The 20415-nt window shown below is 68.9% G+C and carries 21 protein-coding genes and 1 riboswitch; of the genes, 10 read left to right on the forward strand and 11 right to left on the reverse strand.

What is annotated here, in order from left to right; all coding sequences use genetic code 11:
- Nucleotides 1-150 precede the first annotated feature (150 nt).
- Nucleotides 151-609: a GatB/YqeY domain-containing protein gene (locus MKK50_RS17800; RefSeq protein WP_499024206.1), complete on the forward strand. Its 459-nt coding sequence runs from the start codon at nucleotides 151-153 to the stop codon at nucleotides 607-609.
- A 9-nt stretch (nucleotides 610-618) separates the two neighbouring features.
- On the opposite strand, the gene MKK50_RS17805 is transcribed toward MKK50_RS17800, so the two are convergent.
- Entirely contained in the window at nucleotides 619-1785 is a 1167-nt protein-coding gene (locus MKK50_RS17805; RefSeq protein WP_499024208.1) for an L-dopachrome tautomerase-related protein, read from the reverse strand.
- Entirely contained in the window at nucleotides 1782-2768 is a 987-nt protein-coding gene (locus MKK50_RS17810; RefSeq protein ID WP_499024209.1) for an SMP-30/gluconolactonase/LRE family protein, read from the reverse strand. The genes MKK50_RS17805 and MKK50_RS17810 overlap by 4 nt, the downstream gene beginning before the upstream one ends.
- A gap of 134 nt (nucleotides 2769-2902) precedes the next feature.
- On the opposite strand from MKK50_RS17810, the gene dnaG reads away from it, so the two are divergent.
- Both dnaG and rpoD read left to right on the forward strand, forming a co-directional pair.
- Nucleotides 2903-4831, forward strand: coding sequence for a DNA primase (gene dnaG, locus MKK50_RS17815; protein WP_499024211.1), 1929 nt, complete (start codon nucleotides 2903-2905; stop codon nucleotides 4829-4831).
- A gap of 201 nt (nucleotides 4832-5032) precedes the next feature.
- The gene (gene rpoD, locus MKK50_RS17820) at nucleotides 5033-7033 is read left to right on the forward strand and encodes an RNA polymerase sigma factor RpoD (protein ID WP_253367593.1); all 2001 of its coding nucleotides are present in this window, start codon (nucleotides 5033-5035) and stop codon (nucleotides 7031-7033) included.
- Nucleotides 7034-7238: 205 nt separating this feature from the next.
- Here the strand turns inward: rpoD and MKK50_RS17825 are convergent, their stop codons facing one another.
- From MKK50_RS17825 to MKK50_RS17835, 3 genes are all read right to left on the reverse strand, one after another.
- Nucleotides 7239-8582: an MFS transporter gene (locus tag MKK50_RS17825; protein ID WP_499024212.1), complete on the reverse strand. Its 1344-nt coding sequence runs from the start codon at nucleotides 8580-8582 to the stop codon at nucleotides 7239-7241.
- A gap of 8 nt (nucleotides 8583-8590) precedes the next feature.
- A complete protein-coding gene (locus tag MKK50_RS17830; RefSeq protein WP_499024213.1) occupies nucleotides 8591-9595 on the reverse strand; it encodes a helix-turn-helix domain-containing protein in 1005 nt (334 codons plus the stop codon).
- 191 nt (nucleotides 9596-9786) lie between these two features.
- On the reverse strand, nucleotides 9787-10155 hold the full coding sequence (locus tag MKK50_RS17835; protein ID WP_499024216.1) for a hypothetical protein: 369 nt from the start codon (nucleotides 10153-10155) through the stop codon (nucleotides 9787-9789).
- 297 nt (nucleotides 10156-10452) lie between these two features.
- Between MKK50_RS17835 and MKK50_RS17840 the strand changes: the two genes are divergently transcribed.
- From MKK50_RS17840 to MKK50_RS17860, 5 genes are all read left to right on the forward strand, one after another.
- Nucleotides 10453-11724 (forward strand): adenylate/guanylate cyclase domain-containing protein, encoded by a 1272-nt coding sequence (locus tag MKK50_RS17840; RefSeq protein WP_499024217.1) that lies wholly within the window; start codon nucleotides 10453-10455, stop codon nucleotides 11722-11724.
- 121 nt (nucleotides 11725-11845) lie between these two features.
- A riboswitch (TPP riboswitch) is annotated at nucleotides 11846-11968 on the forward strand.
- A gap of 77 nt (nucleotides 11969-12045) precedes the next feature.
- Nucleotides 12046-13266, forward strand: a complete 1221-nt coding sequence (gene thiO / locus MKK50_RS17845) for a glycine oxidase ThiO (protein ID WP_499024219.1) — start codon at nucleotides 12046-12048, stop codon at nucleotides 13264-13266.
- Nucleotides 13263-13475 carry a sulfur carrier protein ThiS gene (thiS, locus tag MKK50_RS17850; RefSeq protein WP_499024221.1) on the forward strand — a complete coding sequence of 71 codons (213 nt, stop codon included), beginning with the start codon at nucleotides 13263-13265 and terminating at the stop codon, nucleotides 13473-13475. The genes thiO and thiS overlap by 4 nt, the downstream gene beginning before the upstream one ends.
- A 2-nt stretch (nucleotides 13476-13477) precedes the next feature.
- Nucleotides 13478-14287, forward strand: coding sequence for a thiazole synthase (locus tag MKK50_RS17855; RefSeq protein WP_253367607.1), 810 nt, complete (start codon nucleotides 13478-13480; stop codon nucleotides 14285-14287).
- Nucleotides 14288-14293: 6 nt separating this feature from the next.
- On the forward strand, nucleotides 14294-14911 hold the full coding sequence (locus MKK50_RS17860; RefSeq protein WP_499024224.1) for a thiamine phosphate synthase: 618 nt from the start codon (nucleotides 14294-14296) through the stop codon (nucleotides 14909-14911).
- On the opposite strand, the gene MKK50_RS17865 is transcribed toward MKK50_RS17860, so the two are convergent.
- The gene (locus MKK50_RS17865) at nucleotides 14904-15080 is read right to left on the reverse strand and encodes a heme-binding protein (RefSeq protein WP_499024225.1); all 177 of its coding nucleotides are present in this window, start codon (nucleotides 15078-15080) and stop codon (nucleotides 14904-14906) included. The genes MKK50_RS17860 and MKK50_RS17865 overlap by 8 nt on opposite strands.
- A 122-nt stretch (nucleotides 15081-15202) precedes the next feature.
- On the opposite strand from MKK50_RS17865, the gene MKK50_RS17870 reads away from it, so the two are divergent.
- Together MKK50_RS17870 and MKK50_RS17875 are read left to right on the forward strand one after the other, a co-directional pair.
- A complete protein-coding gene (locus tag MKK50_RS17870; protein WP_253367610.1) occupies nucleotides 15203-15997 on the forward strand; it encodes an inositol monophosphatase family protein in 795 nt (264 codons plus the stop codon).
- A 74-nt stretch (nucleotides 15998-16071) separates the two neighbouring features.
- Complete coding sequence (locus MKK50_RS17875) at nucleotides 16072-16617, forward strand: adenine phosphoribosyltransferase (RefSeq protein ID WP_253367611.1); 546 nt, start codon at nucleotides 16072-16074, stop codon at nucleotides 16615-16617.
- 123 nt (nucleotides 16618-16740) lie between these two features.
- On the opposite strand, the gene purQ is transcribed toward MKK50_RS17875, so the two are convergent.
- From purQ to MKK50_RS17900, 5 genes are all read right to left on the reverse strand, one after another.
- On the reverse strand, nucleotides 16741-17421 hold the full coding sequence (gene purQ, locus MKK50_RS17880) for a phosphoribosylformylglycinamidine synthase subunit PurQ (RefSeq protein ID WP_499024227.1): 681 nt from the start codon (nucleotides 17419-17421) through the stop codon (nucleotides 16741-16743).
- Nucleotides 17421-17660 (reverse strand): phosphoribosylformylglycinamidine synthase subunit PurS, encoded by a 240-nt coding sequence (gene purS, locus MKK50_RS17885; RefSeq protein ID WP_253367619.1) that lies wholly within the window; start codon nucleotides 17658-17660, stop codon nucleotides 17421-17423. The genes purQ and purS overlap by 1 nt, the downstream gene beginning before the upstream one ends.
- Nucleotides 17661-17852: 192 nt before the next feature.
- Nucleotides 17853-18077 carry a hypothetical protein gene (locus MKK50_RS17890; protein ID WP_253367620.1) on the reverse strand — a complete coding sequence of 75 codons (225 nt, stop codon included), beginning with the start codon at nucleotides 18075-18077 and terminating at the stop codon, nucleotides 17853-17855.
- 182 nt (nucleotides 18078-18259) lie between these two features.
- Nucleotides 18260-18862 (reverse strand): ActR/PrrA/RegA family redox response regulator transcription factor, encoded by a 603-nt coding sequence (locus tag MKK50_RS17895; protein ID WP_499024248.1) that lies wholly within the window; start codon nucleotides 18860-18862, stop codon nucleotides 18260-18262.
- A 36-nt stretch (nucleotides 18863-18898) separates the two neighbouring features.
- A complete protein-coding gene (locus MKK50_RS17900) occupies nucleotides 18899-20293 on the reverse strand; it encodes an ActS/PrrB/RegB family redox-sensitive histidine kinase (protein WP_499024230.1) in 1395 nt (464 codons plus the stop codon).
- Between the last annotated feature and the right edge of the window lie 122 nt (nucleotides 20294-20415).

A 20415-nucleotide genomic window follows, 5' to 3' on the forward strand; every position in this document is an offset into this window, starting at 1 on the left:
TCATTCGGGCCGCGGGGCAAGGCGATATCTCTGCGGGGCTCATAGCGAGCCGGCCGCGCCCGGGTCAATCTGGGCGCGGACTCAGCCGTGCGCAATGCCCTGGACGGATCAGACGTCCGCATCGAAACAGCCGACGGGAGTCATAGCACCATGCTGCGCGAGCGCATCACCGCCGAAATGAAAGCGGCCATGAAGGCCGGCGAGAAGCAGAAGCTCTCGACCGTGCGCATGATTCAGGCCGCACTCAAGGATCGCGACATCGCCGCTCGCGGCGAGGGTAAGGCTGAGACGAGCGAGGACGAAATCCTCGCGCTCCTCCAGAAGATGATCAAGCAGCGCCAGGAGGCCGCGGGCGTCTACGACCAGGGCGGCCGGCCCGAACTCGCCGAGAGCGAGCGTGCGGAAGCCGAGATCATCCAGACCTTCCTGCCGCAGCAGCTGGACGAGGCCGAGACCCGTACGGCGATCGCCGACGCCATCGCCGAGACCGGCGCCGAGAGCCCGAAGGACATGGGCAAGGTGATCGCCGCGCTGAAGGGCAAGTATACCGGCCGGATGGATTTCGGCCGTGCGAGCGCGCTGGTGAAGGACGCGCTGGCGGGCAAGTAGCCTTCCCCGTCACGCCGGCCCGGCATCGATCCGCATGCGGAAGATCGCGTAGGGCGGCTCCTGCCGGTCGGTGCCGCCGTTATGCTCCGGGCGGCGGTTGGCCTGGGCGGACGACAGGTAGAGCCAGCCGTCCGCCGTGATCCAGAACGTGTCCGGCCAGATCAGGCGCGGATCGGTGGCGATGACCTCGATCCGCCCATCCGGGTCGCGCCGGCCGATGCCGTTGAATTCCTGCAGGCTGAGGTAAACCCGGTCGCGCGAATCGGCGGCGAGCCCGCCGGTCAGGCCCTTCTCGCCGAGATCCCTCACCGTGTCCGCCACCGCGGCGTCGTCCTTGCCGGCATCGAGCAGGGCGGCGGTCTCAACCGCGTAGAGGCGGCGGCTCATCAGCGGCGTGTAGTAGAGCCGCGCACCGTCCGGGCTCAGCGCGATGCCGTTGGCGCCGCCCTTGATCGGGCTCGTCGTGCCGTCGGGCTCGCGCTTCAGCAGCACCCGGCCTTCGACGATCTTGAGGATGTCGGGCACCGATCGCGTGCTGGCATGCTCCGCGAGCCGCCGCACCGCGCGCCCGTTTGCCAAATCAACGGCGATCAGAGCGCCCGCGCCGGTCTGGCCCTGATCGGTGATGTAAGCCGCCTCGCGCCCCGGCCGGATATCGACCCGCAGGTCATTGAGCGAGGAGGTTTCTGTCACGACCGATTGCAGCGGAATCGTGCGCAGGATCCCGTTCGTGGCCGGATCGATGCATACGAGCTTGGCCGCCCCCGGTACCGGTTCGCCCGACGAGGCCATCAGCCCGGCATCGAGCAGCCAGAGGCGATTTTGCCGGTCGAACACGCCGTTAGGGACGTGGAACAGCGTCTCGGCCGGCCGCGCCGGATCGGGCCGGTTCGCCGCTTCGCTCGGATAGGGCACGACCCGCCCGTCCGGAAACACCTCGCCGGCCGTGAACACCGTCTTCTCGTCGAAGCGCGGCATGAACAGGAACATCCGGCCGTCGGCGGAGAGCGTCAGCCCGGTCGGCGTCGTCGGTGCCTGCGCGGCCACCACGAGGTCCAAGGTCCCGACCGGCCCGGTCGCCGCTTGAGCGTGGGCCGGCCTCGCCGCCATCGTACGTGCGGCGGCCAAAGCCGCGGTGCCGGCGAGCAGCGTGCGCCGCGCGAAGCGAATCGTCATGGGCGGCTCCCCCCTGAGCCGGTCGCGGCGCCGCGCACCTTGGTCTCGACGGCGAGCACCCGCTTGCCCGCGCAGAGAAACAGTCGCCGCCCGTCCGGCCCGCCGAAGGCAAGGTTGGCGCAGGGGCCCTCGGTCGGGATGTGTCCGACCGGGTGGCCGTCGGCCGACCAGATCCGTACGCCGTCACCCGTGCCAGCATAGACCCGTCCGTCGGTATCGACCTTCACCCCGTCCGGGACACCCTTCGAGACGGTTGCGAAGACGCGCTCGTTCGAAAGCTGTCCGTCCGCGACGTCGAAGGCGCGGATCTCACCGGCCGCCCCTTCGCGGGTGCCCGACTCGCAGATGTAGAGAATGCGCTCGTCGGGCGAGAAGGCGAGCCCGTTGGGCTGCACGAACCGATCCGTGGCGACGGCGAGCGACCCGTCGGGGGTGAGGCGGAAGACGAAGCGGCCCTTCTGCTCGGACGGGCGCGGCTTGCCCTCTTCGGCCTGATCAATGCCGTAGGTGGGATCGGTGAACCAGATCGCGCCTTCGCGGGCGACCACGACGTCGTTGGGCGCATTGAGCCGTCCACCGTCGTAACGGTCCGCCAGCACGGTGATAGCGCCGTCGGTCTCCCGCCGCACGATTCGCGAGGTACGGTGCTCGCAGGTGACGAGGCGGCCCTGCGTATCGAGGGTGTTGCCGTTGGCGTTGTTGGAGGGCTCGCGAAACACGTCCGCGCGGCCACCCTCGCGGATCAGCATCATCCGGTTGCGCCGCACGTCGCTGAAGATCAGGCCGCCGAGGGACGGCGCCCAGACCGGCCCCTCGCACCATTCACCCTCGTCATACAGCGTTTCCACGCGGGCCGAGGGATCGAGCACTGCCGAGAGATCGTCGGCGGCGCGCGCCCGGGAGGCGAGCGCGCCGAACAGGGCGAGGCCGAGGAGCGGGCGGCGTCCGATGCCGCGGCGGGTGAGCGAGGGCGATTCCGTCATCGGGCGAAAAACGCATCGCCCCGGCGAAAGCTCCGCGCGATCGGCTTTAAGACTCCGGCAGGTCCGCCGCGCTAGACTGCCTGCCGCAAGGCCGGTCCTGAACGTCCACGCGATCCGCTTCCAGCAGAGTCACCGTGCGCTACCCGCCCCACATCCTCGAAGAGATCCGTGCCCGCGTGCCCACCTCCGAGGTGGTCGGCCGGCGCGTGCGGCTGAAGAAGGCCGGCCGCGAGTGGCGCGGCCTGTCGCCGTTCAATTCGGAGAAGACGCCCTCGTTCTACGTGAACGACCAGAAGCAGTTCTACCACTGCTTCTCCTCCGGCAAGCACGGCGACATCTTCAAATTCGTCATGGAAACGGAAGGCTTGAGCTTCCCCGAGGCGGTCGAGCGGCTGGCCGGCGAGGCGGGCGTCCCCCTGCCGAAGATGACGGTGGAGAACGAGCAGGCCGAGGAGCGGCGCAAGGGCGCCCTCGAAGTCATGGAACTGGCCGCCGCCTACTTCGAGGAGCAGTTGCGGGGGCCGGCGGGCGGGGAGGCGCGGGCCTATCTCGACCGACGGGCCCTGGGCGAGGCGACGCGCAAGACGTTCCGGCTCGGCTATTCCCTGCCCGGTCGCTACGCCCTGCGCGATTTCCTCGCGGGCAAGGGGGTCGACCGCGACCTGATGCTGGAACTCGGGCTGCTCGCGGCGCCCGAGGGGGTGAACGTCCCCTACGACAAGTTCCGCGACCGGATCATGTTTCCGATCCTCGACGTCCGCGGCCGCGTCGTCGCCTTCGGCGGCAGGGCGATGCAAGCCGAGGCCAAGGCGAAGTACATGAACTCGCCGGAGACGCCGCTCTTCCACAAGGGGCGGATGCTCTACAACCTCCATGCCGCCCGCAAGAGCGCGCACGACCGGAGCCGGATCGTCGCGGTGGAGGGCTATGTCGACGTCATCGCCATGACGCTGGCCGGCTACCCCGAGACGGTGGCGCCGCTCGGCACGGCGCTGACCGAGGATCAGCTCGCCCTGCTCTGGCGCCATGCCGACGAGCCGATTCTGTGCTTCGACGGTGACGGGGCGGGCCAGCGCGCCGCCTTCCGCGCGCTCGACGTAGCCCTGCCGATGCTGGAGCCCGGCAAGTCCCTGCGCATCGCGATGTTGCCCCAGGGGCAGGACCCCGACGACCTGATGCGCTCCGGCGGTCCCCCGGCGATCGAGGCGGTGCTCTCGGCCGCGCGACCGCTCGTCGAGATGCTGTGGGCGCGCGAGGCCGAGGCGGCGACCCTCGAGACGCCGGAGCGCCGGGCCGGACTCGCCCGAACCCTGCGGGAGGCGGTGGCCGGCATTCGCGACGAGACCGTGCGCCGCTTCTATCGCGACGATATCGAGGGGCGGCTGCGGGGCCTGTCCGGCGGGGCTAGTGGCGGCTTTTCCGGCGGACGCACCGAGCGCGCGGCCGGCGGCCGTCCGGCGAGCCCGCGCGGCGCCCCGTTCCAGCGCCGGCCCCGCCCCGGCGATCCGCCGCCGTCGCCCCGCATCACCACGGGCTTCAACCCGCTGCTGAAGACGGCGGCCCCCATGCCGGCGGCGGGCGGGCGGGCGGCCAAGCGCGAGGCGATGATCGTCATGAGCCTGCTCGCGCACCCGGAGTTGCTCGGGATCGAGGAGGAGGCGCTCGCCGCCCTCGAACTGATGAACCCGGATGCCTGCGCGCTGCGCACTCTCCTGCTCGACCGGGCGGCGGAGGCCGGCACCCCGGAAGCCGAATTGATGGAGGCGCGGCTGCGTCGTGCGGGGCTGGAAGAGGCCCATGCCCGATTGCTCGCCCTGGTCAGCTCCGGCGACCGCTGGACGCTCGATCCGAACGCCGACCCGCAGCGTCTCGAACAGACCCTGCATCAGGCCGTGATCTTGCACCGGCAGACGGGAGCGCTACATAGCGAACTTCACCAAGCTGAAAGAGATCTTGCCGAGGACGGATCCGAGGCCAATTTCGCGTGGCTATGCGATGTGCAACAGCAATTGGCAGTGATCGCTGCGGCCGAGGCGGAAGCGGAGGTCTCTCATGAGGAATGAATTCGCGTCGGCGTGACCGTAGGGTGACGGCGGCGAGGGGCCGATTTGGTTAACGGTCGGTCAACGCACGGCAAGTTAAAGCGGATGCAACGAGAATCGGCGCGGGCACTCGACAAGCGCGCCATTCCAAGACATTGCGACGGGTCTTTCGCGGAGCGCGGGCTCAGCCTGCGGCGCCGCCACGAGAACAATAGGCTGAGCATGGCAACGAAGGCAACCGAGCGGGACGATGCGGACGCCGCCCAGGATCAACCGACGGACGGCCCGCTCCTTGACCTGACGGATGCCGCCGTCAAGCGGATGGTCAAGCTCGCGAAGAAGCGCGGTTACGTCACCTACGAAGAGATCAACGAGGTCCTCCCGGACGGTCAGGTCGACGGCGACCAGATCGAGGACGTTCTCGCGCAGCTCGACGACATGGGCATCCGTGTGGTCGAGGCGGAGGAATCCGAAGAGGCCGCGCCCGAGGCCAAGGCCAACGGCGAAGCCTCCGAGGAGGAGGAGAGCGCCGAGGGCGGCGAGGTCGCCGAGACCTCTGGCACCCGTGCTGTCGCGGTCGCGACCCCCACCACCCGCGAGCCGACCGACCGAACGGACGATCCCGTGCGGATGTACCTGCGCGAGATGGGCTCGGTGGAGCTGCTCTCGCGCGAGGGCGAGATCGCGATCGCCAAGCGCATCGAGGCCGGTCGCGAGGCGATGATCGCTGGCCTCTGCGAGAGCCCGCTGACCTTCCAGGCCATCATCATCTGGCGCGACGAACTCGTCGACGGCAAGGTGCTGCTGCGCGACATCATCGACCTCGAAGCCACCTATGCCGGCCCCGACGCCCGCGGCGCGCCGCAGGAGGCGGAGAGCGAGAACGAGGAGTCGGAGGACGCCGAAGGCGCCGTCCCGCCGGAAGGCGGCGACGACGAGGACGACATGGAGAACAACGTGTCGCTCGCGGCCATGGAGGCCGAGATCAAGCCGCGCGTTCTCGAAACCTTCGACAACATCGCCTCGAACTACCGCAAGCTGCGCAAGCTCCAGAACGAGGAGACGGAGCTAAAGGCCGGCGGCGGCACGGTCACCTCCGCGCAGACCAAGAAGCAGGCCGAGCTGAAGGACATCGTCGTCACCGACGTGAAGTCGCTCTCGCTCAACGCCAACCGCATCGAGGCGCTGGTCGAGCAGCTCTACGACATCAACAAGCGCCTCATTTCGCATGAGGGCCGCCTGATGCGCGCCGCCGAGCATCACGGCGTCGCCCGCGACGAGTTCCTGCGCCACTACCAGGGCTACGAACTCGACCCGAACTGGATGGACCGCGTCGCCACCCTCGGCGGCCGGGGCTGGAAGAACTTCGTCGAGCGCGGCGGCCGGCAGGTCGCGGACCTGCGCGAGCAGATCCTGACGCTCGCCTCCGAGACCGGCCTTCAGATCGGCGAATACCGCAAGATCGTCGCGATGGTGCAGAAGGGCGAGCGCGAGGCTCGTCAGGCGAAGAAGGAGATGATCGAGGCCAACCTCCGCCTCGTGATCTCGATCGCCAAGAAGTACACCAACCGCGGCCTGCAGTTCCTGGATCTGATCCAGGAGGGCAATATCGGCCTGATGAAGGCGGTCGATAAGTTCGAGTACCGCCGCGGTTACAAGTTCTCGACCTACGCCACGTGGTGGATCCGGCAGGCGATCACCCGCTCGATCGCCGATCAGGCGCGCACGATCCGCATTCCGGTGCACATGATCGAGACGATCAACAAGATCGTCCGCACGTCGCGCCAGATGCTGCACGAGATCGGCCGCGAGCCGACTCCGGAGGAGCTGGCCGAGAAGCTGGCCATGCCGCTGGAGAAAGTGCGCAAGGTCCTGAAGATCGCCAAGGAGCCGATCTCCCTCGAAACGCCGATCGGCGACGAGGAGGATTCGCATCTCGGCGACTTCATCGAGGACAAGAACGTCGTCCTACCGATCGACGCGGCGATCCAGTCGAACCTGCGCGAGACCACGACCCGCGTGCTCGCCTCGCTGACGCCGCGCGAGGAGCGCGTTCTGCGCATGCGCTTCGGCATCGGCATGAACACAGACCACACTCTCGAAGAGGTGGGTCAGCAGTTCTCGGTGACCCGCGAGCGCATCCGTCAGATCGAAGCGAAGGCCCTGCGCAAGCTCAAGCATCCGAGCCGGTCGCGGAAGCTGCGAAGCTTCCTCGACAACTGATCCGGACGCTGAACCGGCCGCCCCTCGGGGCGGCCGTTTTCGTTTGACACGGATTCAGAGTGATCGCCCGGGATTTTGCCCCCTCCGTCATCGCGAGGCGGAGCTGAAGCGAGCCAGGGCGCGACTTCGCCGGATCGTGCGGAGCCCTGGATTGCCACGGCTTCGTCTCGCAAAGACAGTGAAGATCCTGAGGCGATAAACCGTATCAGACCGGGCGCCGCCGAGCCGGTCGCCAAGCGCGGCGCGCGAGCAGGGCGGCCAGGGTCCCCGCTACGCCGACGGGCGCGTAGACGGCCAGGAGGGCGAGCCCGAGGCTGGCCTCCCCGAACAGGTGGTCGCTGAGAAGACCGACTAGAAGCGGCCCGAGGCCGAACCCCGCCAAGTTGACGGTTGCGAGGAAGAGGGCGTTGACCCGGCCGCGCAGCCGCTGCGGGGTCAAGATCTGTATGCCTGCCAAGCCGGGTGGACTGGTGAAGCCGAGCAGCGCGACGAGGCCGGCGAACCCGATAAGCGAGAGGGACAGGTCGGGGCTCAAACTCGCGAACGCCGTCATCGGCACGGCCAGGATCAGCCCCACCGCCAGAAGCAGCGGCGCGGCATCCGCGTGCCCGGCGCCGCGCAGCCGGTCCAGGGCCAGCCCGCCCGCGAAATGGCCGAGCGGCGCGGCGATCAGCACGAGGAGGCCGAGGCGCAGGCCGCTCTCCGCCGGGGTGAGGCCGAAGGCGCGGACATAGAAGGTCGGCGCCCAGGCGGTGAGGGTCTGCGTCATGAGAACCGCGGCCGTGGCGGCGGCGACGTGCGGCAGGTACGCCTTCCGCCGCCGCGCGATCCAGGCCAGGGCGCTGCGAAGCGACGGTTCGCGGCGTCTGCGCGACGCCTGTGCCGAAGCGGTGGCCCGCGGGGTCGGCCGGATGCGGAGCACCAGGATTGCGAGGGCAAGGTTCGGCAGCGCCGCGAGGACGAGCAGAGCCTGCCACGGTGCGAGGGGGGCGAGGCCGGGAAGGGTGAGGCCGCCCCGTGCCGTCAGCCATGCCAGCACGGCCCCGCCCGCGAGGAGAGCGAAGCTGCGGCCGAGCGTGGCGGCGGCGGTGAGCGCCGAGATGCCCCGGCCGAGGCGATTCCGGCGTAGATGCAGGGTCATCAGCGAGAGAGCGGCGGGGCCGAACCCCGCCTGACCCAGCCCGAGCGCGAGGCGCGCCGCGAGGAGCGCGCCGAACCCGGCTGCGAGACCGCTGGCGAAGGTCGCCGCACTCCAGAGCGAGAGCCCTGCCAGGATAAGTCCGCGCTGGCGACCACGGTCGGCCACGATGCCGAGCAGCGGAAGGGCAAGTGCGTAGGGGAGGGCGAAGGCCGAGCCTTGGAGCAGGCCGAGCTGGGTATCGCTGAGAGCCAAGGCCTGCTTGAGCGGGGTGGCGACCAGCGTCAGGAGAAACCGGTCACTGAACGCCGAAAACTGGATCGTGGCCAGCAAGGCGACGAGCGGCCAGCCCGCGAGACCGGCTCGGGCGGAGGCTGTGCCCGGTTGCGGGTTCGCGGAAAGGGATGACATCCGTGGGTTCAGGCGAGGGCGCGCGACCAAGCGGACATTAGGTTCGCGGCACTCTCACCGGGCAGAGGCTGGCCGACGGTGCCCGCGCGCGGGTGGCGCATTTCGGCGCGATAGCGGCCCGGCGGCAAGCCGAACGTGCTGCGGAAGGCGCGGCTGCAATGGCTCTCGCTGGCAAAGCCGTGATCGAATGTGAGGGTGGTGATCGAGCGGGCCTCGACCGGATTGCGGAGCGCCCCGCTCAACCGTTCGAGGCGGCGGGTCAGGATGTGGTGTGCGACGCCGCCCGTCGGCTCGAACAGGCGATAGAGTGCGCTGCGGGACAATCCCGCCCCCCTTGCGACCATCGAGACGTCGAGTGCGGGGTCGTTGAGCCGCCCTTCGATGAACGCCTCCGCGCGCCGCCGCCGCAAATCGGCGATAAGGGCATTCGAAGCCTCGTCGTCGGGCCTGACCTGCCCGAGCGCGCCGGCTAGCAACTCGGTCAGCGCACGGGCGGTACTCTCGGCCGTGCTCGGCTCGGTGGCGGCGGCCCGCCGCGCGAGGGATCCCATCAGGTCGCCGAGCAGACCCGACACCGCCTCCGGCAAGACATGTCCGTGATAGCGGCCCGCTTCGGGCGCCGCCGCCTCGACCAGTTTTCGGCTCAGGCTCACCGTCACGGTCGATGCCGATTCGACGTGCGTCCGCTGCGGGCGGCTCATGTCGAACAGGATGACATCGCCGGGTGCGAGGCGGCGTTCCGCGTCGATGGAACCACCATAGTAGGTACCGCTGCGCAGGTACTGAATCACGAAGTGATCGAAGCCGTCGCGGCGCACGCGGGCTCTGTCACGCCAATGCTGGACGCTGCTTAACGTTCGCTCGAAGACGTTGATTGGGCCGAACCGATGCGCCTCTACGCGAGCGCGGAATGTCCCATCGGTCGCCGCGACGTTGGAACCGGCCGAGTAGAGCGCATGATACCCCTCGAAGCCGTCTGCCTCGGATGTGAAGGTGAAGGATTGGTTCGACACGGGCCAAGGAGCGCAAGGGAATCTGAAAACCGCGATCCCATGCAGTTATCGGTATCGCTTCTGGTGATCGCAAGCGCGATATTGTGCAGAAAGTCCCGCGCTCGCGATGTGTTGAGAAGCGTAATTCAATCGACGGCTCAACGGCATGCTTTCCGCGCACTTTTCATTCGGCAAGCCGCCTCGGGTCGGGTCTACTCGACGACGAAGCGCGTCTCGCCGGCGCTGCGGTTCCAGAACAGGGTCACCCGGCTGACATTGCACAGGTTCACCGCGCGAAACTCGGACTCGTCGCCGTCGTTGTAGACGACCTTGATGTCCCACTTGCAGGCGTTCGAGCTGCCGTTGAACGTGATGTCGGCGGTGTCGCCGTTGGCGATCGCATCCTTGCCCATCACGTCCTGGCCCCAGTGCGACTGGCTGACGGGACCGACATAGACCTCGTCGATCTGGTAGCCGGTGCGGTTGACGAGGGTGAAATCCTGCTTGCCCTGAGCCAGGGTAAGGCTTGGTGCGAGCGCCGCGGTGGCCAGAAGGGTGAGGCTGAAAGCGGTTCTCAACATGTCGGGTCGTCCTGGCGCCGATCGATCGGCGGGTCCGGCAGGCATCCTCCTGCCACGCTTCCGCCTTAGCGCCGGGGCGTGCGCTGCGCATTGCCGTGTCGCTTCGATGACTTGATCCAGCGTCCCAATCTCGGTCATGCTGGCTCACCTTGCCCGGCCTTCCGCGTCACGATGCGGTCACGCTCGTCCCCCAGGCTTCGAGCGTGCCGGGCGCTCGTCGTCCACCATGGGCTCAAAGCGCCGTTCGTGCCCCGCGCGAAGCCTTGCTTTGAGCACCCGAGAACCCACCTTTCCCCGATGCGAGACGCCGACGCACCGAAACCAACGCCGACGGCTCTCGCCGACGGATCGGAAGCCGAGGACGTCCCGTTCGGGGCTCTGCAACGCTGCGTTGGCATCCGCGATTGGCTGCTCGGTGAAGGTGCCCGGTTGCCCAAGGCCGACGACCTGCTTGCGGGGCTCGCCGAGCGCCTCAACGCGATCGGCGTGCCGATCGACCGGGCCTCCACGGCCATCGACACGCTTCATTCCGAGTATTCCGGCGTCGGCCGCGTCTGGACCCGCGGCGCCGGATCGACCGTGCGCCTGTTTCCCCACGGCGAGGTCTCCGCGAAGGCCTACCAAGCGAGCCCGTTCTCCACCGTGCACGAATCCGGCGAGTGGCTGAGCCTCGATCTCGCGGAGACCGCCGAGGACGCCTACGCGATCGTCCCGGAGCTGAAGGCCGACGGCTACACGCACTACCTCGTGGCGCCCCTGATCTTCACCAACGGCAACAAGAACGGCATCACCTTCGCCACGCGCGCGGAGGACGGCTTCCGCGATGAGGATATCGCGATCCTGCGCTTCGTCATGCCCGCGCTCGCCGCGGTGATGGAGATGCGCATTCTCAACAAGCAGCTCGATACGGTGCTGCGCATCTATGTCGGCGACGAGCCGCACCGCGCGATCCTCTCGGGCGACATCCGGCGCGGGCAGGTGCGCCGCATCCGCTCGGCGATCCTGTTCGCGGATATGCGCGACTACACGCGCCTGTCCGCCAACCGGACGCCGGAGGGCGCGGTCGATCTCCTGAACGCGTTCTTCGACTGTCTCGTGCCGCCGATCGAGCGGGAGGGCGGCGAGGTGCTGAAATATCTCGGCGACGGGCTGCTCGCGATCTTCCGCGAATCGGGAGACGACCTCGGCGGCGCGGCCAAGAGTGCGCTCACGGCAGCAGAGGCGGCGTTGGCGGCCCTTGCCGAAGCGAACACGGTCGGGCGCTTCGGTCTCGGCGAGCGGGTGGTCGATGCCGGCATCGCCCTGCATCACGGTGAGGCGGCCTACGGCAATGTCGGCTCCGGCACCCGGCTCGATTTCACCGTGATCGGCCGCGACGTGAACCTCGCGAGCCGCCTCGCGCGGCTCAACCGGACGCTTCAGGAGCCGCTCCTGATGTCGAAGCCGTTCGTGGACTTCCTGTGGGGCGACCCCGAACCGCTCGGAAGCCACGACCTCGACGGGTTCGACGAGCCGATGGCGGTGTACCGCCCTGGCCGGAGACGAGCGGCGAAGGCCGCTGCGGAATAAATCGTCAACGAACGCAAGCCAAGCGTTCGCGTGCTTCCGCCGTCCGGTGTGAGTCGTAGATGATTTACCCCATCCCCGGCCCGGTAGGGATTGACCGCGCGCCCGGCGGGGCCCACATCCGAAGTGTTCCAGGGAGATCCCCGACAAGGGGCTGAGAAACCGCTATCGCCGTCGCCGGCAGCGCGGAAATCCTTCGAACCTGATCCGGCTCATACCGGCGTAGGGATTGGACCTGATGGGGCGCTCGTTCGAGCGGACCCGCTTCTATCGAAGCACATGGTGCCAGTTCCTGCGGGCAGACCCGCGGAAGGCACGTTTTCGATGTCAGACCTGCTGACCTCCCCGATCGGCCAGCGCCGGAGCCTCACGGTGCGACCGCGCCCGGCGGAGTTGCCGCAGCGTGCCGACGTCGCCGTGGTGGGTGCGGGGCTGATCGGCCTGTCGATCGCGTGGCGGCTGGCGCAAGCCGGCCGCTCGGTGGCCGTGGTGGAGCGCGGGAGCGTCGGCAGCGGTGCGAGCCTTGCCGCGACCGGTATGCTGGCGCCCGCTGCCGAGCACGAGCCGGGCTCCGATCTGCTGTTGCCGCTGGCGCTCGAGTCGCTGCGCCGCTGGCCGGTTTTTCGCGACGCGCTCCAGGCGGCGTCCGGCCGCGAAATCGATTACCGCGCGGACGGCACCCTCGTGATCGCCATCGGCCGCGACGAGGTCGAGCGTCTGCGCTTCCGTCACGATCTGCAGCGCCGCTCGGGTGTCGCCGCCGAGTGGCTGTCCGGCCCGGAGGTGCGTGCGCGTGAGCCGCTGCTGCGCCCCAACGTCACCGCCGGCATCCTCTGCCCCCTCGACGCGCAGGTCGACCCACGGCTCGTGATGGACGCGCTGCTCGGCGCCTGCGAGGCGGCTGGCGTCGTTATCAGCGAGGGTGTCGCGGTCGAGGGGCTGGAGCGCCGGGGCGAGCGCGTCACCGGCCTGCACGCCGCCGGCCGCACGCTGGCCGCAGACACGGTGATCCTGTCTGCCGGTGCCTGGAGCGGGGAGGCGAGCCTGCTTCCCGGCGACCTCGCCGTGCCGGTCCGGCCGCTCAAGGGGCAGTCGTTGGCGCTGCGCACGACCAAGCGCACCGGCACCCTCTCCCGCATGGTCTGGACCGACGCGGTGCACATGGCGCCGAAAGGCGACGGGCATCTCATCGTCGGCGCGACGGTGGAGGATTGCGGCTTCACCAGCGGCGTCACCGCGGGCGGGTTGTTCGCCTTGCTGGAGGGCGCACGGCGGGTTCTGCCCGGTATCGAGGAAATGGCGATCGACGCGGTCTGGAGCGGCTTCCGTCCGACCTCGGACGACGACGCGCCGATCATCGAGGAGGCCGCTCCCGGCCTCGTCGTCGCCACCGGCCATCACCGCAACGGCTACCTGCTCGCCCCGGCGACCGCCGACGCCGTGGCGACCCTCCTCACCGAGGGCACGCTGCCGGACTTCGCCCGCGGTTTTGGCCGGGCGCGCTTCTCGTCATCGATGCAAACCGCAGGGAGGGCCGTGGCATGAGGCTGACCGTCAACGGTGAGACCTGCGAGCGCGAGGCGACCGACCTCGCCGTCCTGTTCGCGACGGAGGCCGAGGAGCGGGGCATCGAGAGTGCCGAGGGAATCGCCATCGCCGTCAACGGCCGCGTGGTGCGCAAGGGGGCCTGGGCCGAAACGTCACTCAACGAGGGCGACCGGATCGAGATCGTCCGCGCCATGCAGGGAGGCTGACCATGAATCATCACGACACCACCCTCGCCCAGACCTCCGCCGCCGAGGACGACGCGCTGGAAATCGCCGGCATCCGGCTCTCCTCACGGCTGTTCATCGGCACGGCCGGCTACCCCAGCCAGGAGATCATGGCGCAGTCGGTGCGCGCCTCGGGTGCCGAAATCGTCACCGCCTCGATCCGCCGGGTCTCGCTCCAGGGCCACGGCTCGGACACCTTCCAGAAGCTGAAGGGCGCCCGCTTCCTGCCCAACACCGCCGGTTGCGAGACCGCCCGCGACGCGATCATGACCGCTGAACTCGCCCGCGAGGCGCTCGGCACGTCTTGGATCAAGGTCGAGGTCATCGGCGACCGCGAGACGCTCTATCCGGACGTCACCGAACTGCTCGAAGCCTGCCGCCATCTCGTCGATGACGGCTTCACGGTACTGCCCTACTGCAACGACGATCCCGTGGTCTGCGAGCGGCTGGCCGATCTCGGCTGTGCCGCGGTGATGCCGATGGGCTCGCTGATCGGTTCGGGCATGGGCATCGCCAACCCGGCCAACATCGAGCTGATCTGCCGCCGGGCCAAGGTGCCGGTGATCGTCGATGCCGGTATCGGCACCGCGTCGGACGCGGTCATCGCGATGGAGCTGGGCGCGGCCGCCTGCCTCGTCAACACCGCGGTGGCGAAGGCCGACGACCCGGTGCGGATGGCCGGCGCCATGCGCCACGCCGTCGAGGCGGGCCGTCTCGCGCATCTGGCCGGGCGCATCCCGCGCCGCGGCCGGGCCGAGCCGTCGAGCCCACAGCTCGGCCTCGTCGGTTCGTGAGGGCGGGTGACGCTCCCGCCGCTCCTCGTCGTCACCGACCGCCACGGCGCGGACCGGCCGCTGACTGAGACCGTCCGGGCGGCGGTGGCGGGCGGGGCGCGCTTCGTCTGGCTGCGCGACCGCGATCTCGACCGGGACACGCGGCGGGATCTCGCCCACGACCTGATCGCCCTGCTGGCACCGGTCGGCGGCCGTCTTATCGTCGGCGGCGACGCGGAGCTGGCGGCCGAGACCGGGGCGCAGGGCGTGCATCTGCCGGGCTCTGCCGGGATCGACGGCATCCGTGCGGCGCGCAAAATCCTTGGCGCGGGGGCGCTGATCGGGTTCTCCGCCCACTCCGTCGCGGAGATCGCGGAGGCCGAGGCGATGGGCGCCGATTACGCCACCCTCAGCCCGATCTTCCCGACGTCAAGCAAGCCCGGTTACGGTCCCGCCCTCGGTCTCGCCTCATTGCGCGCCGTCGCAGCCCATCGCCTGCCGGTCTTCGCGCTCGGTGGGATCGACGGGGACAACGCCCCCGCCTGCCGCGAGGCCGGGGCAGCGGGCGTCGCCGTGATGGGCGGCGTGATGCGTGGGGCCGATCCGCGTGCCGCCACCGCCCGGTTCGTCGCCGCGCTCACGTGAGGGCGGCAAGGCCCGCTTGGCAGACCACCGTATCCTGATCGCCCGTGCCGCCGGAGCAGCCGATGGCGCCGACGATTCGGCCCTCGACAACCAGCGGGAATCCGCCCGGCGAGGCCGCCAACCCTGCGAAGGCTTTTTTGTTCTCTGCTTGCCCATTCGGTTTCGGCACCGGACCCTGCCGGATATCGCCCCTGCGCCGATCACCCCTGGCGCTGCGGCGTAAGGCGTATAGAAGCCCTGACAGAATTCTTTTCCAGCAAGGCGCCCGGCCAGGGCTGCGAGCCGAACCGCATGATCAACTCTCCCCTCATGACCGTCATGGTCGATGCCGTGCGCAAGGCCGCCCGCGGTCTCAAGCGCGACTTCGGCGAGATCGAGAACCTTCAGGTCTCTCGCAAGGGCCCCGGTAACTTCGTCTCGGCCGCAGACCGGAAGGCGGAGGAGGTGCTGCGCGACGCGCTGATGAAGGCGCGGCCCGGCTACGGCCTCATCATGGAGGAGAGCGGGAACATCGAGGGTACCGACAAGAGCCACACCTGGCACGTCGATCCCCTCGACGGCACCACCAACTTCCTGCACGGCATCCCGCATTTCGCGATCTCGGTCGGGCTCGAGCGCGACGGCCAGATCGTTGCCGGCGTCATCTACGATCCGGCCAAGGACGAGCTGTTCATCGCCGAGCGCGGCAAGGGTGCCTTCCTCAACAACCGGCGCCTGCGCGTCTCCGGCCGGCAGGATTTCGCCGACGCGCTGGTCGCGTACGGCACGCCTTATCTTGGCCGCGGCAGCCATGGCCGGCTGCTCAAGGAGGTCGCCGCGGTGATGGCGGTGTCCGGCGGCACCCGCCGGCTCGGCTCGGCGGCGCTCGACCTCGCCTACGTCGCCTGCGGCCGGACCGACCTGTACTGGGAGCGCGACCTCCAGACCTGGGACATCGCGGCCGGCATCATCCTCGTGCGCGAGGCCGGTGGCTTCGTCACCAGCGCCGATGGCGGCGCCGAGCCGCTCGCCGCCCGCTCCGTGGCCTGCGGCAACGAGGTGCTGCACCGTGATCTGATCGGCCTGCTGCGCAAGGCCGCCGCCTGACGGGCGGGGCGCGCCCTGCGCCCCCGGCCCGCTCTAACCGAACGTCCCGCATCGCCGTCAACCGAGCACCCCGCATGGAAGCCCGTCGCCACTCCGCCCTGAAGGACTCGGTCCGCTCGATTCCCGACTATCCGAAGCCGGGCATCATCTTCCGCGATATCACCACCCTGCTCAGCGATCCGCGCTCGTTCCGCCGGGCGGTCGATTCGTTGGTGCACCCCTATGCGGGCGGGCGGATCGATCAGGTCGCGGGCATCGAGGCGCGCGGCTTCATCCTCGGCGGCGCGGTGGCGCACCAGCTCTCCTCGGGCTTCGTGCCGATCCGCAAGAAGGGCAAGCTGCCCCACAAGACCGTCTCGACGGCCTACGCGCTGGAATACGGTACCGACGAGATCGAGATCCACGTCGATGCGATCAAGGCAGGCGACCGGGTGATCCTGGTCGATGACCTCATCGCCACCGGTGGCACGGCGACAGCGGCGGTAAACCTGCTGCGCCAGCTTGGCGCCGAGGTAGTGGCCGCTTGCTTCGTGATCGATCTGCCGGAGATCGGCGGCGCCCAGCGCCTGCGCGATCTCGGCGTCACCGTGCGCACGCTGATGGAGTTCGAGGGGCACTGAGCCCCTCATAGCGCCGGATTCTTGCTCGCCTTGCGATGACGGAGAGGCGGCTTCGCAGCCGTCATCGCCAACGTCAGCGCAGCAACCCGGCTGCGCGACGTCTCATGTTCGGGCGATCGGCCATCAGGCGGCGAGGCTGTCGAACAGGCCCTTGCCGTCGGTGCCGCCGACGAGGGCGTCCACGAAGTTCTCGGGGTGGGGCATCATGCCGAGCACGTTGCGCTGCTCGGAATAGATCCCTGCGATCGAGTTGAGCGAGCCGTTGCGGTTCGCATCCTCGGTCAGCGCGCCGCTGGCGTCGCTGTAGCGGAAGGCGATGCGGCCCTCGCCTTCGAGCCGGTCGATCGTCTCGGAATCGGCGAAGTAGTTGCCCTCGCCATGCGCCACGCAGACGTCGATCACCTGACCCTCGGTATAGGCCGAGGTGAACCGCGTGTCGGCGCGCTCGACCCGCAGGAACTGCCGGTGGCAGATGAAGCGGCGGTTGACGTTGCGCATCAGCACGCCGGGCAGAAGGCCCGATTCGCACAGGATCTGGAAGCCGTTGCAGATGCCGAGCACGAGGCCGCCGCGGGCGGCGTGCGCGCGCACGGCATCCATGGCCGCTGCCCGGCCGGCGATGGCGCCGCAGCGCAGATAGTCGCCGTAGGAGAAGCCACCCGGCACCACCGCGAGGTCGGTGCCGGCGGGCAGCTCGGTGTCGGCGTGCCATACGCTAACGACTTCCGCACCGGAGCGGCGGAGTGCGCGGGCCACGTCGCCGTCGCGATTCGAGCCCGGAAAGACGACGACGGCGGCGCGCATCAGGCGATCTCGACGGTGTAGTTCTCGACGACGGTGTTCGCGAGCAGCTTCTCACAGGCGGCCTTCAGCGTCGCCTCGGCCTGTTCGCGGTTCCCGGAGGCGACCTCAAGGTCGAACACCTTGCCCTGGCGTACGCCGGAGACGTCATCGATCCCGAACGACTTCAGGGCCGCCTCGATCGCCTTCCCCTGCGGATCGAGAACGCCTGTCTTCAAGGTGACGACGATGCGGGCTTTCATGGCGGGCACTCGTTTGGGAAATCGGCGGGCCGCGCCGCGCGGGGGCGGTCAGGCCGGATACGGAGGGAAGAGCGCTCGATCGCGTGCGCGTGAGCCGGACTGTTCAAGGCGATCCGAAAACAAGTGAGAACCTGCCTGCCGGAGGCCGAAATTCTACCGCGGTTTCGTGAAAACGTCACCGCAGGAAACATCTCACCGGCGCTTGGCCGCCGCGATCGGCTCGGCTTCGGTTGCGCGGCGCCAGAGCTGAACCATGATCCAGGCGGCGACGAGGCTGAACAGCGCCATCAGCACGTGGCCGACCTGATCGCCGAGATCGAGCAATCCGGCCAGAGCCCAGCCGGCGGCAATGGCAGCCGCGAACACTTCCGTGCCGACCAGCACCATCAGACCGAGGATCGTGATGAGATTCCGCATAAGCGCGTCAGCCCGTTCCGCTTTTCAAGCGGCGAACTAGCCCGAGGCCGGGGCTTGGCGCAACCGTCCGGAACGAACGAGAACACGCAGTTAAGGTATGAATGCGCCCGGCATGCGCGTCCGCTGATGCCTCGACAACGAAAAGGGCCGGCGGATTCGATCCGCCGGCCCTTCTTTCGGCTTCAGCGCGGCGCGCGCTTGGCAAGGATGCGCTGGAGCGTACGTCGGTGCATGTTCAGGCGCCGTGCCGTCTCGGAGACGTTGCGGCTGCACAGTTCGTAGACGCGCTGGATATGCTCCCAGCGGACCCGATCGGCCGACATCGGGTTCTCCGGTGGGTCGGCCCGCTCGCCCGGCTGCGCCATCAACGTGCCGTGGATCTCGTCCGCATCCGCCGGCTTGGCGAGATAGTCGAAGGCACCGAGCTTCACCGCGGTCACCGCCGTGGCGATGTTGCCGTAGCCGGTCAGGATCACGCCTCGCGCCTCGGGGCGTCGCTCCTTCAGGCGGGCGATCACGTCGAGCCCATTGCCGTCGCCCAGCCGCATGTCGATCACGGCGAAAGCCGGCGCCTTGGACTCGACGGCCGCCACGCCCTCGCTGACGCTCTCGGCCACATGGACCTCATAGCCGCGCGCTTCCATCGCCCGGGCGAGTCGGGTTGAGAAAGGCTTGTCATCGTCAACGATCAGCAGGCTGCGATCGCTGAAGGCGGCAAGGGGATCGGAATCGGAAAGAAAAGCGGTGTCGGAGCCCGGCACCGTCGTCCCGCTCTGCGTCAGCATGCGGCGCTCCTCGTCGGTTCGTGTCATCTATATGCATTATATGGGTGCGGCATCCCGTTCCGTTAGGGGTCTCAGAGAATTGTGCGCAACGCGATGGGGCGCAATCACTTCCCTCTCGAAAACGTGACGAGGCCACGTCACCCGCACCAGCGCACCGCGCTGTCCCGCCTCCGTGATGTTGGACAGGAGGAGTTGCGCACCGGAGCGCTCGATCAGCGTCTTGGCGATGAACAGGCCGAGTCCGAGCCCCCCGCCGACCTCATCGGGATTCTGCGAACGGTCGCGACTGCGCGTGGTGACGTAGGGCTCCCCGGCCCTCAACAGCACCTCGCTGGGGAAGCCGGGACCGTCGTCACGGACCGTCAGCGTGACGCGCTCGGCGTCCCACCTGGCCTCGAGCACCACGCGCGATTCGGCGAAGTCCACGGCGTTGTCGAGGATGTTGGCGAGCCCGAACATCACGCCGGGGTTGCGGCGGCAGATCGGCTCTGGCCCCTCGCCCTGCCGAACGACCTCGACGGCGATGCCGAGCGCCCGCTGGGGCGCCACCAGTTCCTCGATGAGATGGCCGAAGGTGACGGTCTGGAGGAAGCTCTCACCCTCTTCGTTCTCCTCGCCCATCGAAGTGAGCTTCGAGAGGATGCCGCGGCAACGGTCCACCTGATCGCGCAGCAGGCTTAGATCCTCGGCGATGGCGGGCGAGGCGGTGGGGCCGAGCTGACGGTCGAGCTCCTTGGCCACCACCATGATGGTGCCGAGCGGCGTTCCGAGTTCGTGCGCCGCGGCGGCGGCGAGCCCGTCGAGCTGCGACAGGTGCTGCTCACGGGCGAGCACCAGTTCGGTCGCGGCCAGCGCTCGGGCGAGCTGGCGCGTTTCTTCCGCCACCCGCCACGCGTAGACGCCGGTGAAGGCAGTACCGAGCAGGATCGCGGTCCAGACCCCCGAGACGTAGAGGAAGGGCAGCTCGATCCGCCCGTCGGCGAACCAGGGCAGCGGGCGGTGGACGAGAGCGAGCAGGGTGGCGAGCCCCACCGCCAGCAGACCGAGCGCCAGGGTCCGCTCCGGCGGCAGGGCGGTGGCCGAGATCAGGACGGGGGCGAGGAACAGCAGCGAGAACGGGTTCTGCAGGCCGCCGGTCAGGAACAGCAGGCCGGCAAGCTGCACGATGTCGAAGGCGAGCAAGAGCGCCGCCGAATCGTCGCTCAGGCGGTAGCTCGCGGGAAAGCGGATCCGCAACCCGAGATTCAGCCAGCACGAGGCGGCGATGACGAGGAAGCACCAGCCGAAGGGCAGGTTGAGCCCGAGCCCGAACTGGGCGCCGACGACTGCCGCACTCTGTCCGGTGAGCGCGAGCCAGCGCAGGCGCACGAAGGTGTCGAGCCGCAGGTGGCGGCCCGTCGGGGTCAGGGTTTCGTGGGCCGCGTCCATCATGCTGCGGCTACGATAGGGCCGGTGGGGGGCACGTCCACGGCCGCGTTACCGGCGGCCTGTAATTTTGAAGGATTTCTCCGCCTGCAACATTCGATAAGATCGATCCGAGCATGGCCGGTTCG

Origin of the sequence: Methylobacterium sp. J-043, assembly GCF_022829505.1 — a bacterium.
GTDB classification, from domain to species: Bacteria; Pseudomonadota; Alphaproteobacteria; order Rhizobiales; family Beijerinckiaceae; genus Methylobacterium; species Methylobacterium extorquens_A.

Excerpts from the sequence above, each read along its gene's own strand:
- MKK50_RS17800 (WP_499024206.1), top strand. The coding sequence starts at position 151 with ATGCTGCGCGAGCGCATCACCGCCGAAATGAAAGCGGCCATGAAGGCC.
- MKK50_RS17805 (WP_499024208.1), bottom strand. The coding sequence starts at position 1,785 with ATGACGATTCGCTTCGCGCGGCGCACGCTGCTCGCCGGCACCGCGGCT.
- MKK50_RS17810 (WP_499024209.1), bottom strand. The coding sequence starts at position 2,768 with ATGACGGAATCGCCCTCGCTCACCCGCCGCGGCATCGGACGCCGCCCG.
- rpoD (WP_253367593.1), top strand. The coding sequence starts at position 5,033 with ATGGCAACGAAGGCAACCGAGCGGGACGATGCGGACGCCGCCCAGGAT.
- MKK50_RS17825 (WP_499024212.1), bottom strand. The coding sequence starts at position 8,582 with ATGTCATCCCTTTCCGCGAACCCGCAACCGGGCACAGCCTCCGCCCGA.
- MKK50_RS17835 (WP_499024216.1), bottom strand. The coding sequence starts at position 10,155 with ATGTTGAGAACCGCTTTCAGCCTCACCCTTCTGGCCACCGCGGCGCTC.
- MKK50_RS17840 (WP_499024217.1), top strand. The coding sequence starts at position 10,453 with ATGCGAGACGCCGACGCACCGAAACCAACGCCGACGGCTCTCGCCGAC.
- thiO (WP_499024219.1), top strand. The coding sequence starts at position 12,046 with ATGTCAGACCTGCTGACCTCCCCGATCGGCCAGCGCCGGAGCCTCACG.
- thiS (WP_499024221.1), top strand. The coding sequence starts at position 13,263 with ATGAGGCTGACCGTCAACGGTGAGACCTGCGAGCGCGAGGCGACCGAC.
- MKK50_RS17855 (WP_253367607.1), top strand. The coding sequence starts at position 13,478 with ATGAATCATCACGACACCACCCTCGCCCAGACCTCCGCCGCCGAGGAC.
- MKK50_RS17870 (WP_253367610.1), top strand. The coding sequence starts at position 15,203 with ATGATCAACTCTCCCCTCATGACCGTCATGGTCGATGCCGTGCGCAAG.
- MKK50_RS17875 (WP_253367611.1), top strand. The coding sequence starts at position 16,072 with ATGGAAGCCCGTCGCCACTCCGCCCTGAAGGACTCGGTCCGCTCGATT.
- purQ (WP_499024227.1), bottom strand. The coding sequence starts at position 17,421 with ATGCGCGCCGCCGTCGTCGTCTTTCCGGGCTCGAATCGCGACGGCGAC.
- purS (WP_253367619.1), bottom strand. The coding sequence starts at position 17,660 with ATGAAAGCCCGCATCGTCGTCACCTTGAAGACAGGCGTTCTCGATCCG.
- MKK50_RS17890 (WP_253367620.1), bottom strand. The coding sequence starts at position 18,077 with ATGCGGAATCTCATCACGATCCTCGGTCTGATGGTGCTGGTCGGCACG.
- MKK50_RS17895 (WP_499024248.1), bottom strand. The coding sequence starts at position 18,862 with ATGCTGACGCAGAGCGGGACGACGGTGCCGGGCTCCGACACCGCTTTT.
- MKK50_RS17900 (WP_499024230.1), bottom strand. The coding sequence starts at position 20,293 with ATGATGGACGCGGCCCACGAAACCCTGACCCCGACGGGCCGCCACCTG.